Genomic DNA, 12770 nt, shown 5'->3' on the forward strand with positions numbered 1-12770 from the left:
ATGCGGGTCACCCCGCATCGCCCTTTTTTGCTGCCGCGGCGCGCATCGCACGCCGCAGCCCGGTTCATCCGGCGCTCAGCGCGCCTTCTTCTGGATGAACTCGATCTTGTAGCCGTCCGGATCCTCGACGAACGCGATCACGGTCGTGCCATGCTTCATCGGGCCCGCTTCGCGCGTGACCTTGCCGCCTTGCGCCTTGATCTGCTCGCAGGCCTTGTACGCATCGTCGACTTCCAGCGCGAGGTGGCCGAAGCCGTTGCCGAGATCGTAGGCCGGCGTATCCCAGTTATGGGTCAGCTCGATCACCGTGTTGTCGCTTTCGTCGCCATAGCCGACGAAAGCGAGCGTGAACTTGCCTTCCGGATAGTCGTCGCGGCGCAGCACTTTCATGCCGAGCAATTCGGTGTAGAACTTGATCGAGCGGTCGAGATCGCCGACTCGCAGCATCGTATGCAGAAATCGCATGTGTTGTACTCCTGTGGGGACTTTCCAGAACCGGGAACTCTACCAGAGTCGGGTGAATTTCGCCGGGGGCGCCTAGCCGGGGGTGCCTAGCCGCGGGCGTCCACGAGCGTCCAGCCAGGGGGCGCCTCACCCGAGTGCGCCAATACGATTCGTCGGCACCAACCGGCGCAAGCATAACGACGGCAAGCGGCACGATCCGGCTCGCCCGGCTACTGCGCCGATCGGGTAACATCCTTCCACCTCGCACCAAAAGCGGGCATGCGACCCACTGCCCGAACGCGACCACCCCTCCCCGAGACAGTCACACTGCCGTGCGAAACCGCCGATTCGAGCGCGCCGGATGCGCGCCCTTCCCGAACCCGCAGCCGCCGTACCGAACCGGCGAGGTTCGCCGATGACCACACTCGCCGCCACCCCCGCGCGCCGCGCGCTCGACACGCGCGCCGTCGGCCTGATGCTGTTGCTATGCGCGATCTGGGGCTTTCAGCAAGTCGCGATCAAGAGCACGAACGCGGCAATCGCACCGATGTTCCAGGCCGGGCTGCGCTCGGTGATCGCGGCGGTGCTGCTGTGGGGCTGGGCCCGCTCGCGCGGTACGCCGCTGTTCCAGGCGGACGGCACGTTCGGCGCGGGCCTCGCAGCCGGGGCGCTGTTCGCAGGCGAATTCATCTGCGTGTTCTTCGGACTGACGCTGACGAGTGCGTCGCATATGGCGATCTTCCTGTACACGGCGCCCTGCTTCACCGCGCTCGGCCTGCATCTGTTCGCACCGGGCGAGCGGTTGCAGCGCACGCAGTGGGCCGGCGTCGGCCTGGCATTCGCCGGCATCGCGCTCGCATTCGCCGACGGTTTCCTGAAGCCGCGCGCCGCCGGCGCATCGGTCCTGGCCGGGCTCGCCGGCGACGCGCTCGGGATCCTCGGCGGCGCGATGTGGGCTGCGACGACGGTCGTCGTGCGCTCGACGGCGCTCGCTCGGGCAAGTGCAAGCAAAACGTTGTTCTACCAGCTCGCGGTATCCGCGGTCGTGCTGGTCGCGCTTGCCGCCCTGTTCGGGCAAGTGTCGTTCGCGCAGGTGACACCGATCGCCGTGGCGAGCCTCGCGTATCAATCGGTGATCGTCGCGTTCGTCAGCTACCTGTCGTGGTTCTGGCTGCTGACGCGCTACAGCGCGTCACGGCTGTCCGTCTTCACGTTCCTGTCGCCGCTGTTCGGCGTCGCGTTCGGCGTGCTGCTGCTCGGCGAATCGGTCGGCTGGCGCTTCATGTCCGCGGCCGCGCTCGTGCTGACCGGCATCGCGCTCGTCAACGCGCCGCCGCGCAGGCGGGCATGACGATCAGACGCAACCCGCACGCGCAATAAAAAAGGCCGCCTCACAGGGCGGCCTCTTCTTCCCGTCCGGTCCAGCTCGCGCGTCCGGCCTCAACCGGCCTTGCGCACCGCCGCGAGCGCCTGCGCGACGCCGACGTATTCAGCCACGCTCACATCCTCCGCGCGGCGCGCGAGATCGAAGCCGAGCGCGTCGAAATCGATCGTCTCGCGATAGTCGCCGAGCGTATTGCGCAGCATCTTGCGGCGCTGCGAGAACGCGGCGGTGACGACTTCGCCGAGCAGCACGGGATCGACGTCCGGCAGTTCGTGCGGCTCGTACGGAATCATCCGGACGATTGCCGAATCGACCTTCGGCGGCGGCTGGAACGATTCCGGCGGCACGTCGAGCATCTTCTCCATCACGTAGCGGTACTGCAGCATCACCGACAGCCGCGAAAACGCCTTCGTGCCCGGCTCCGCGACCATCCGCTCGACGACTTCGTTCTGCAGCATGAAATGCTGGTCGATGACCGCATCGGCGAACGTCATCAGGTGGAACAGCAGCGGGCTGGAAATGTTGTACGGCAGGTTGCCGACGATCCGCAGCGACGGCTTGTCGCCGGGCGCCGCGAGCGACCGGAAGTCGAATGCGAGCGCGTCGCCCGCGTGCAGTTCGAGCAGCGCGCCGAAGCGTTGCTGCAGGCGCCCGATCAGGTCGCGGTCGAGCTCGACCGCATGCAGCGGCGACTCGGGCGTCGCAAGGCGCTCGATCAGCGGCCCGGTCAGCGCGCCGAGCCCGGGGCCGATCTCGACCATGCGCTGGCCGCGCGCGGGGCCGATCGTCGAGACGATCGAGTCGATCACGCCGTGATCGACGAGGAAGTTCTGCCCGAAGCGCTTGCGCGCGAAATGGCCTTGGTGCTGTCTGCTGTTCGACATCGACTGAGTAAAACGAAAAATACGACGAATGAGGTAAAGCCGGGCCGCGTCAGGCCGTACGGCGATGGCGCGCCATCGTGACGGCCGTGTCGAGTGCGGCGATCATGCTGCCCGGATCCGCGCGGCCCGTGCCGGCCAGGTCGAGCGCCGTGCCATGATCGACCGACGTGCGGATGATCGGCAGCCCGAGCGTCACGTTGATGCCCTCGCCGAACGTCGCATACTTCAGCACGGGCAGACCCTGGTCATGGAACATCGCGAGCACGCAATCGGCGTCCGCGAGATGGCGCGGCTGGAACAGCGTGTCGGCCGGATACGGGCCGCGCGCGTCGATGCCCTGCGCGTTCGCCCGCGCCAGCGCCGGCGCGATCACGTCGATCTCCTCGCGGCCGAGATAACCATTCTCGCCCGCGTGCGGGTTCAGGCCCGTCACGAGAATGCGCGGCGCGGCCAGACCGAAGTCGCGCCGCAGGTCGCGATCGATGATCGCGAGTGTCTCGACGAGCCCGTCGATCGTGAGTGCGGCCGATACGTCCTTCAGCGGCAGGTGCGTGGTCGCGAGCGCGACGCGCAGCGGCTTGTGGCCGGTACCGGCCAGCATCATCACGACACGCGGCGTACGCGTGCGCTCCGCCAGGTATTCGGTATGGCCGGTGAACGGCACGCCCGCATCGTTGATGGTGCTCTTCTGCAGCGGCGCGGTGACGATCGCATCGTACCGGCCTGCCAGCGCACCGTCGATCGCCGCGTCGAGCAACCCGAGCACGTACGGGCCGTTCGCGGCGTCCAGCTTGCCCGCCTGCACGGGCACGGCGAGCGCGTGATGCTCGACCGACACCGGCCCGCTGCCGGCCAGCGTGGCCCGGTCGGCGCCGACGGCCGCCGCACGCGCGTCGAGCAGCGCCGCATCGCCGAGCACGGTGAAATGCGCATCGGGCCAGCGCTGCGCGGCATCACGCAGCGCCTGCACGGTCAGCTCCGGGCCGACCCCCGCGGGTTCGCCAGTCGTGATCGCGATCTGCAGCGCGGGTGTGGTCATCCGAAGCTCGCTCAGTTCGCCGGGCCGACGCCGCCGATCTTGTACTGCACGTACGACGAATCGCGCAGCTCGCGCAGCCAGTCGGCGTACGCCTGCTCGGCCTTGCGCTGGCCGATCGCCTGACGCGCGATATCCATCTGCTGCTGCACCGAACCTTCCGCTTCGCGGCGGCTCAGCACCTGGATCAGGTGATAGCCGTACTCGGTGCGGATCGGCTGGCTGATCTGGCCGTCCTGCAGGTTGTTCATCGCGCGCTCGAATTCCGGCACGGTCTCGCCCGGGCTGATCCAGCCGAGATCGCCGCCTTGCGACGCCGAACCGTCCTGCGAGTAGGTGCGCGCGAACTTCGCGAAATCGCCGCCGGCCTCGACCTGGTTGCGGATGTCGGCCAGTTGCTGGCGCGCCTGGCCTTCCGACTTGCCTTCGCCCACGCGCAGCAGGATGTGGCGAACGTGCGTCTGGACGATCTTCGGTGCGGCGGCGGTCGCGCCCTGGCTCTGGCGGCGATCGACGAGACGCACGATCTCGAAGCCGTCCGGCACGCGGATCAGCGTCGGGTTGACCTGGCCCGGGCGCAGCTTCGATGCGGCGTCGACGACGTCGGCCGGCAGCGCGCTCGGCGCCTTGAAGCCAAGGTCGCCACCCTTCTTCGCGTCATTCGCTTCCGAATTGTTCTTCGCGAGCTTCTCGAAATCGGCGCCCGACTTCGCCTGCTGCAGCAACGCGTCAGCCTTCTTCTGCGCGGCTTCGATGTCGGCCTGCGGCGCGTTGGTCGGCGCCTTGATGAAGATGTGCTGGAAGCGCAGGTCCTGCTGTTGCGACGCGTTCGGCCCGCGCTGGCTCGCGATGTAGTTCGCGACCTCGGCGTCCGACACGGTGATCTTGCCATCGACTTCGCGCTCGCGCAGCTTCGACAGCATCAGTTCGGTACGCGCGTCGCTCGTGAAGATGCTCCAGGGCACGCCTTGCGCCTCGAGACGCGCGCGGTATTGCTCGAGCGTCATGCCGTTCGCCTGCGCGAGGCGCTGCAGCGTGGCCTGCACGGTCGCGTCGTCGATGCGGATCCCGTCGTCCTTGGCCTTCTGCACCTGGATACGCTCGAGCACCATCTGGTTCAGCACCTGCGCGCGCAACTGGTCGGTCGGCGGCACGGGTGCGTTCTGCTGCTGCAGCCGGCGCGCGATCAGGCCGGCACGCTGGTCGAGTTCGCGGCCCGTGATCACGTCGTTGTTGACGACCGCGACGACTTCGTCGGCGAGCTGCGCACCTTGCGAACCGAGCGCCTGCGCCGCGGCCGGCGCGGCGGCGAGCAGCGCGGAGGCCGCAGCGAGGCTGGACACGACTGCCGCGAAACGAAGGGTTTTCTTCATTGCCACTGGAACTCCATTGAAATCGTGCTGACCGGTGCAGACAAGCCGGCGTTACTCGTAGTTGCTGAAGCGGGACATCGGCGGCGGCGGCGGCGGCAGCGGCGTGTAGCCCGGCACCCCGGCGCGGAATGCGGACACGAGGCCGTTGTCGACGGTCGACAGGCCCTTGAGCGTCAGCTGCATCATGAATCGCGTCGACGAGTTCTGCTGTCCCGACGAATTGATGCCGTTCGCGGCCCGCTGCACCCCGACCCCGAGCGCCCAGCAATCCGCGTCGTATTGTAAGCCGACCAGACCGTCGACCACGCGATCGCCGGCCAGGTCATAGTTGAAGCGGCCGATCGCATACAGGCGGCGCGTGAGCGGCCATTGCGCGGACACCAGGAACTGGTTGATCGGCTGGTTGTCGAGCGTGGTGTTCGATCGCGTGTAGCGGTAGCCGACGTTGATCACGCGGCGCTCGCCCGGGCTGTAGCCGAAACCGACGCTCGACTTCACGAGCTGGTTGTTGTTCTGGTTGTACTGGAACGCCGTCTCCGACATGAAGCCCGAGCCGAGCTTCAGCGCGGCGCCGACGATCAGGTCCGAGTGGCGCGCCAGCACGGCGCTCTGGCCGGGAGTCAGCGTGACGCGCTGATCAGCGAAGTAGTACTGCTGCGCGATCACGAAACGCGCGCGCTCGTCGCCGGTGCGCGGGTCGATGAAGCGCGACGTGAGCCCCGCCGTGATCCGGTTCGCATCGGCGATCCGGTCGTTGCCGACGAACGTGTTCGGCTGGTAGATCTCCGCGAGGCCGAAGTCCGACTCCGCGGTGTCGAACAGCGGCGCGTTCGACTGGTCGCGATATGGCGTGTACACGTAGTACAGGCGCGGCTCGAGGGTCTGGATGAAATCCTGGCCGAACAGGCGTACCGAGCGGTCGAAGATCAGGCCCGAATCGAAGCTCACGGTCGGGATAGACTCGGTGAAGCGCTTCGGATTGTTCGGCGTGCTCGACGACAGGTAGTTCAGGTCGTACGACGCGAAGTGGTACTGGACCTTCGGCACGACGAAGTAGCCCGGGCCATACACGCCGTACGCAATGTACGGGTTGAAGACGATCCGGTCGCCCTGGGTCGCATCGGCGGTCGTGATGCGGAACCGCGAATAATCGGCTTCCGCGCCGAAGTCGAAGCCGCCGACGTTGTACTTCGTGTACTTCACGTTCAACTGCGGCTCGCGGCTGTACGGCGCAATCGACGGCGGCAGCGTCTGCCAGTGCTGGTAGCGCGCGAGCACCGACCATGGGCCGTTGTTGTACGTGAGGCCCGCTTCCTGCTGGTACAGCGTCTGCGTCCCGTTGATGAACTGGTTCGACGACCCGAGGTCTTCGGGATACGTGTTGTCCGAGACCTTGTTGAAGTAGACGTAGCCGCCGAAGCCACCGCCGAAATTCTGCTGGTGCTGCCAGTAGATCGCGTAGCGGTTGCGGTGCGCGAGCCGGTCATCCGGCAGATAGTTGGCCGTAAACGTGCCCGAATACGACGGCGACAGGTAGCGGAACGTCGCCTCGGTCATCACGCCGCGCCGCGAGATGATGCGCGGCGTGAGCGTCAGGTCGCGGTTCGGCGCGATGTTGAAGTAGTAAGGCAGCGACAGTTCGAACCCGTTGCTCGAGTTCATCGCGAACGTCGGCGGCAGCAGGCCGCTGCGCCGCTCGCCCGACAGCGGGAACGTCATCCACGGGCTTGCGAAGATCGGCACGCCCTGGAAGAACAGCACGCCGTTGCGCGCCGTGCCTTCGTCGGCGCCCGTATCGAAGTCGAAGCGGCTGCCCTTGATGTACCACGCGGGATTCGTCGAGCACTGGCACGCGGTGTAGGTGCCGTTGACGAACACCGAGCGCTCGTTGTCGACCATGTCGACGCGTTCCGCGCTGCCCGAGCCACCCGTCATGTTGAAGTGATACTTCGGCGCCGTCATGAAGCCCTGGCTCGCCTCGATCTTCAGGTGCGCCTCGGGGCCCGCGAACGACGTGCCGGAATTGTTGATCCTGACCTGGCCGTACGCATCGGCCATGTCGGTATCCTGATCGTAGTGGATCGCGTCGGCCTTCACGACAGCGTCACCGCGCCGGAGCTCGGCCGAACCCTTTGCAGCGAGATCCTGCTCGGCCGTGCCGCTCGTGTGGTCGGCGATCACGAAGGCGGCCGGCTTCGCGCCGTCCTTCAGCGGATGATCCTCGAGCTGGGGCGCGAGACGCAGATCCCACGGCGAGTCGAGCGGCTGCGGCTGCGCGGCCGCGCCCGACAGCTGCGCGTACGACACGGCCGGCACGAGGCCGGGCACGGCCAGGAGTGCGAGCGCGAGCCGCCGTTTGCGCGGCGCCCCGTCACCGGGGAAAACATTCGGGAATAGCGGTTTGGGCGGCATCTATCGTTTGGCGAATCGCCCCTTGTCAACCGCGCCGTCGCGGCACATTCGCGCGCGGCGGGCCGCACCGTCGCACCGCGACTGCGGCTGAGCGCAAACCGGGGAGGCGTTCGGGCGACCGCGCGACAGGCGGCGGGCCTGCACGGCGGAAAGCTGACGCGGGGCGCGTCAAAAAAGTCGTGGGGTATTATATGGCAAGACGTTCCCCCCTCCTCCGAGTTTCATGACGCCCCCATCCGCCGCATCCCAGCCCGACGCCCGCCTCGAAGCGCTCACCGCGTGGCTGCGCCCGCTCGCCGAACGCCATGCGCTCGACCTGTCGACCCTCGCACCCGCCTCGTCGGACGCCAGTTTCCGCCGCTATTTCCGTGTCGCGTCGGCCACCAGCGCCGGCGGCACGCTGATCGCCGTCGACGCGCCGCCGCCCGAAAAGTGCCGTGAATTCGTCCAGGTCGCGCAACTGCTGGCCGCGGCCGGCGACCACGTGCCGGACGTGCTGGCCCACGATTTCGACGCGGGCTTCATGCTCGTGACCGATCTCGGCCGCACGTCGTACATCTCGGTGCTCGACCCGGCCGACCCGGCCGCCGCGAAACCGCCGATGCGCGCGGCACTCGACGCGCTGATCCGCTTCCAGCTCACGTCGAAGCCCGACGTGCTGCCGCCGTTCGACGAGGCATTCCTGCGCCGCGAGATGGAGCTGATGCCCGAATGGTTCGTCGGCCGCCACCTCGGCAAGCCCGTCACCGACGCGATGCGCGGCACGCTCGACCGCACCTTCGCGCTGCTGGTCGCCAGCGCGCACACGCAGCCGCAAGGGTTCATGCTGCGCGACTTCATGCCGCGCAACCTGATGGTGTGCGAGCCGAACCCGGGCATCCTCGATTTCCAGGACGCTGTCTACGGACCGCTGACGTACGACGTCGTGTCGCTGCTGCGCGACGCGTTCATCAGCTGGGACGAGGAGTTCGAACTCGACTGCTTCGCGTACTACTGGGAAAAGGCAAAAAAGGCCGGCCTGCCGGTCGACCCCGATTTCGGCGAGTTCTACCGCCAGCTCGAATGGATGGGGCTGCAGCGCCACATCAAGGTGCTCGGCCTGTTCGCGCGCATCAATTATCGCGACGGCAAGCCGCACTACCTGAACGACCTGCCGCGCTTCATCGCGTATGCGCGCAAGGTCGCGCTGCGCTATCGCCCGCTCGTGCCGTTCGCGAAGCTGCTCGACGAGCTCGAGGGCAACGCGCCGGCCGACGTGGGCTATACGTTCTGATCGTTCCGACTCTCCTGACACCCGGCCGAACATGAGCAACACCTTGACCACGGCGATGATCTTCGCCGCCGGGCGCGGCGAACGGATGCGCCCGCTCACCGACACCCGCCCGAAGCCGCTGCTCGAAGCGGGCGGCAAGCCGCTGATCGTGTGGCAAATCGAAGCGCTCGCGCGCGCGGGCATCGACACGATCGTGATCAACCACGCATGGCTCGGCGAGCAGATCGAGGCCGCGCTCGGCGACGGTTCGCCCTGGGGCGTGCGGCTCGTGTATTCGGCCGAAGGCGAAGCGCTGGAAACCGCGGGCGGCATCGCGCAGGCGTTGCCGCTGCTCGAGCGCGACGGGCAGTCAACAGTATTCGCGGCCGTCAGCGGCGATGTGTACTGCGCATTCGACTACCGGATGCTCGCGCCCCACGCCGCCCGGATGGCCGCGCTCGACGCGCCGGCGATGCACCTCGTGATGGTGCCGAACCCGCCGTTCCATCCGGCCGGCGACTTCGCGCTCGGCGACGACGGCTGCCTTGCGCTCGACGGCGCCGCGCGCTTCACGTTCGGCAACATCGGCCTGTACGACACACGGATGTTCCGCGATCTCGCACCCGGTACGCGGCGCGCGCTGACGCCGTACTATCGCGCGGCGATCGAGGCCGGCCGCGCGAGCGGCGAACTGTATGAAGGTGTCTGGGAGAACATCGGCACGCCCGCGCAGCTCGGCGAGCTTGATGCGCGGCTGCGCGCTGCGGAGTGACCGGCTGATGGGGCCCCGGGCGATCGATCGCCTCGTCGGTTAGCTGAATGGTTGGCGAGTTGGCTGACCGGCGCCCCGGCTGGGTTCGCTTGATTGATCGTCCGACTGATCGGCAGGCCTCACGCTTGCCAGACCATCATGCGGCCCGACTCCCGCCCATCCAGCACGGCCCCTTCCCGCTGCGCGCCTCCACGCGCAGCCCCACCGCTCACGCCGCCTCCGCCTCTTCCCCGCCCGCCGCCGCGCGCTGCTGCTGCAGCGCCCACATCTGCGCATACAACCCGTCGGCGCGCACGAGTTCGTCGTGCGTGCCGCGCTCGACGATCCGCCCGTGGTCCATCACCAGGATCTGCTGCGCGTGCACGACCGTCGACAGCCGGTGCGCGATCACGAGGGTCGTGCGATGCCGCGCGATCTGGTCGAGTTCGTGCTGGATCGCGCGCTCCGAGCGCGAATCGAGCGCCGACGTCGCTTCGTCGAACAGCAGCACCGGCGGGTTCTTCAACAGCGTGCGCGCGATCGCGACGCGCTGCTTCTCGCCACCCGACAGCTTCAGCCCGCGCTCGCCGACCGGCGTGTCATAACCCTTCGGCAAACTTTCGATGAAATCGTGGATGTGCGCGGCGCGCGCGGCCGCGATCACCTCGTCGCGGGTCGCGGTCGGCCGGCCGTACGCGATGTTGTAGTAGATCGAGTCGTTGAACAGCACGGTGTCCTGCGGCACGATCCCGATCGACGCGCGCAGCGAGTCCTGCGTGACGTCGCGGATGTCCTGGCCGTCGATCCGGATCGCACCGCCCGCCTGCCGGTCGAGATCGTAGAAGCGGAACAGCAGCCGCGACAGCGTCGACTTCCCGGAGCCGCTGTGGCCGACCACCGCGGTCGTCGTGCCCGCGTCGATCGTGAACGACACGTCGTGCAGGATCTGCCGCGCCGGCTCGTACGCGAAATTCACGTGCTCGAAGCGCACCTGCGCGCCGGCGACCGCAAGCGGCCGCGCATCGGGCAGGTCGGCCACTTCCTTCGCGGCCGACAGCAGCCCGAACATGCGATCCATGTCGGTGAGGCTCTGCTTCAGCTCGCGATAGACGACGCCGAGGAAGTTCAGCGGGATGTACAGCTGCAGCATGAACGTGTTGATCAGCACCAGATCGCCGAGCGTCAGCTTGCCCGCGAGCACGCCCTGCGTCGCGCGCCACAGGATGAACACGAGCCCCGTGCCGATGATCGCCTGCTGGCCGAAGTTCAGCACCGACAGCGAGTTCTGCGAACGGATCGCGGCCTTCCGGTAGCGCTTCAGGTTCTCGTCGTAGCGCTGCGCTTCCCACTCCTCGTTGCCGAAATACTTGACCGTCTCGTAGTTGATCAGCGAATCGATCGCCCGCGAGTTCGCGCGCGAATCGAGTTCGTTCATCGTGCGGCGGAAATGCGTGCGCCAGTTGGTGACCTTCACCGTGAACACGATGTACGTGACCAGCGCCGCGAACGTCACGTACGCGTAATAGGCCTCGTACTTGACCACGAAGAAGCCGAGCACGAGCCCGACCTCGACGAGCGTCGGCAGGATGCTGTACAGCGAATACGAAATCAGCTGCTGGATGCCGCGCGTGCCGCGCTCGATGTCGCGCGACATGCCGCCGGTCTGGCGCTCCAGGTGAAACCGCAGCGACAGCCCGTGCAAGTGCCGGAACACCTGCAGCGCGAGCTGGCGCACCGCACTCTCGGTGACCTTCGAGAACAGGATCTCGCGCAGCTCGGTAAAGAGCGACGTCGACAGCCGCACGAGCGCATACGCAACGACCAGCAACCCCACGCCGCCCGCGAGCACGATGCCGGCCGACTGTTCGGCGCGGCCGATCGCGGTGATCTGCTGGACGTAGGACAGGTGGTCGACGATGCGCTTCATCACGACCGGCACGCCGAGGTTCGCGACCTTCGCACCGATCAGGCAGCCGAGCGCGAGCGCGACGCGCCATTTGTAGGTGGTCAGGTACGGCAGCAGCGACCGGATGGTTTGCCAGTCGTTGCGGGGCCCGGTGGAAGCCGGCGCGGGCTCGCCGGAAGCAGGAAATCGGCGCATGGGGGAGGATCGGCGGCGGTGCCGGGCGCGTGCATCGGCGGCCGGCTCGCTCACTTTCTCGTACAATTTGTGAACGTTGTATTGTCGCAGAAGCCGCTTCGCGCCGCTGCCGGCGCCCTCGCCGGCCGGCCTGCGCGCGGCGGCGTATTTATTACAGGATGAAAGCCCCCGCCATGACCGATTCGACCCTCGAACTCCCGCAAAAGCAGCCCGCGCTGCGCGTCGTCCCGCAACCGCACGACGCGAACGTCCACGGCGACGTGTTCGGCGGCTGGATCATGTCGCAGGTCGACATCGCCGGCTCGATCCCCGCGAGCCAGCGCGCGAACGGTCGCGTCGCGACGGTCGCGGTCAACTCGTTCGTGTTCAAGCAGCCGGTATTCGTCGGCGATCTGCTGAGCTTCTACGCGACCATCATGCGTACCGGCAACACGTCGATCACGGTCGACGTCGAGGTGTACGCGCAGCGCATGCGCCTGATGGGCGAGGTCGTGAAGGTCACCGAAGCGACGCTCACCTACGTCGCGACCGGCACCGACCGCAAGCCGCGGCAACTGCCGCCGCTCTGACGGGCGAGCGCCGCGCGGCGGCGCTTCCCCCTGCCTTCGGCCGCTTCAGTGCGTGGCCGTCAGCCCGAACTCGCGCATCGCGGGCAGGAAATCGTGGTTCAGCTTCGGCTTGCGCGACAGCTTCACCAGCACGTAGCGCTGGAACGGCGCGAGACGCTGCCACTGCGCGAGCTCGGGCGCCGTCAGCCCGGCCAGCGCACTCTGCTGCACGAGCGACTCCGGCACGATGTCGGTGGCGCGCCAGGTCGGCTGCTCGTCCGGCTGGAACCACGATGGCTCCAGATCCGCGTGCGTGCGCAGCATTTCGAACAGCGCGTGATCGAAGTTGGGCTCGATCGCGGTGTCGTCGTCGGCCGGAAAGCGCGCGAGCAGCTTGCGGTCCTCGAGCGGCAGCAACTGCCACTGCTCCAGTGAAATCCGCAGACCGAAACGGTCGAGATTGAAACGCACGATCATCGGGATGTACGTGAAGTTTTCCGACGAATCGTGTTCGAAGGCGAATAGCAGTGGAGCGTCGCTGAGTCCCATGATCGTTACCTGATGTGGCGGATACCGGCGCGGCCG

At 67.4% G+C, this 12770-nt stretch carries 11 protein-coding genes; 4 read left to right on the forward strand and 7 right to left on the reverse strand.

Annotated elements, in window-relative coordinates; translation table 11 throughout:
* Nucleotides 1–75: 75 nt before the first annotated feature.
* A complete protein-coding gene (gloA, locus tag C5O79_RS33305) occupies nt 76–465 on the reverse strand; it encodes a lactoylglutathione lyase (protein ID WP_046544457.1) in 390 nt (129 codons plus the stop codon).
* 394 nt (nt 466–859) lie between these two features.
* Between gloA and C5O79_RS33310 the strand changes: the two genes are divergently transcribed.
* A complete protein-coding gene (locus C5O79_RS33310; protein WP_122474318.1) occupies nt 860–1795 on the forward strand; it encodes a DMT family transporter in 936 nt (311 codons plus the stop codon).
* Between the two features lie 89 nt (nt 1796–1884).
* Here C5O79_RS33310 and rsmA read toward each other — a convergent pair whose 3' ends face one another.
* Genes rsmA through C5O79_RS33330 form a run of 4 tightly spaced genes read right to left on the reverse strand, consistent with a single transcriptional unit; the run spans nt 1885 to nt 7533 of the window.
* The gene (rsmA, locus tag C5O79_RS33315) at nt 1885–2712 is read right to left on the reverse strand and encodes a 16S rRNA (adenine(1518)-N(6)/adenine(1519)-N(6))-dimethyltransferase RsmA (protein WP_122474319.1); all 828 of its coding nucleotides are present in this window, start codon (nt 2710–2712) and stop codon (nt 1885–1887) included.
* Between the two features lie 49 nt (nt 2713–2761).
* On the reverse strand, nt 2762–3751 hold the full coding sequence (gene pdxA / locus C5O79_RS33320) for a 4-hydroxythreonine-4-phosphate dehydrogenase PdxA (RefSeq protein ID WP_122474320.1): 990 nt from the start codon (nt 3749–3751) through the stop codon (nt 2762–2764).
* An 11-nt stretch (nt 3752–3762) separates the two neighbouring features.
* Nucleotides 3763–5121, reverse strand: a complete 1359-nt coding sequence (locus C5O79_RS33325) for a peptidylprolyl isomerase (protein ID WP_046544454.1) — start codon at nt 5119–5121, stop codon at nt 3763–3765.
* A 51-nt stretch (nt 5122–5172) separates the two neighbouring features.
* Nucleotides 5173–7533, reverse strand: a complete 2361-nt coding sequence (locus tag C5O79_RS33330; RefSeq protein WP_046544453.1) for an LPS-assembly protein LptD — start codon at nt 7531–7533, stop codon at nt 5173–5175.
* 223 nt (nt 7534–7756) lie between these two features.
* Between C5O79_RS33330 and C5O79_RS33335 the strand changes: the two genes are divergently transcribed.
* Nucleotides 7757–8806, forward strand: a complete 1050-nt coding sequence (locus C5O79_RS33335) for a phosphotransferase (protein ID WP_047852201.1) — start codon at nt 7757–7759, stop codon at nt 8804–8806.
* Nucleotides 8807–8837: 31 nt separating this feature from the next.
* Nucleotides 8838–9557, forward strand: a complete 720-nt coding sequence (gene murU / locus C5O79_RS33340; protein ID WP_131932105.1) for an N-acetylmuramate alpha-1-phosphate uridylyltransferase MurU — start codon at nt 8838–8840, stop codon at nt 9555–9557.
* 208 nt (nt 9558–9765) lie between these two features.
* Here the strand turns inward: murU and C5O79_RS33345 are convergent, their stop codons facing one another.
* Nucleotides 9766–11637: an ABC transporter ATP-binding protein/permease gene (locus C5O79_RS33345; RefSeq protein ID WP_046546241.1), complete on the reverse strand. Its 1872-nt coding sequence runs from the start codon at nt 11635–11637 to the stop codon at nt 9766–9768.
* 173 nt (nt 11638–11810) lie between these two features.
* On the opposite strand from C5O79_RS33345, the gene C5O79_RS33355 reads away from it, so the two are divergent.
* Nucleotides 11811–12206: an acyl-CoA thioesterase gene (locus tag C5O79_RS33355; protein WP_034189011.1), complete on the forward strand. Its 396-nt coding sequence runs from the start codon at nt 11811–11813 to the stop codon at nt 12204–12206.
* Nucleotides 12207–12251: 45 nt separating this feature from the next.
* Here the strand turns inward: C5O79_RS33355 and C5O79_RS33360 are convergent, their stop codons facing one another.
* A complete protein-coding gene (locus C5O79_RS33360; protein WP_046544450.1) occupies nt 12252–12734 on the reverse strand; it encodes a nitrate reductase associated protein in 483 nt (160 codons plus the stop codon).
* Nucleotides 12735–12770 lie beyond the last annotated feature (36 nt).

This window comes from Burkholderia sp. SRS-25 (assembly GCF_004343765.1).
In the GTDB taxonomy this organism is placed as follows: Bacteria; Pseudomonadota; Gammaproteobacteria; order Burkholderiales; family Burkholderiaceae; genus Burkholderia; species Burkholderia contaminans.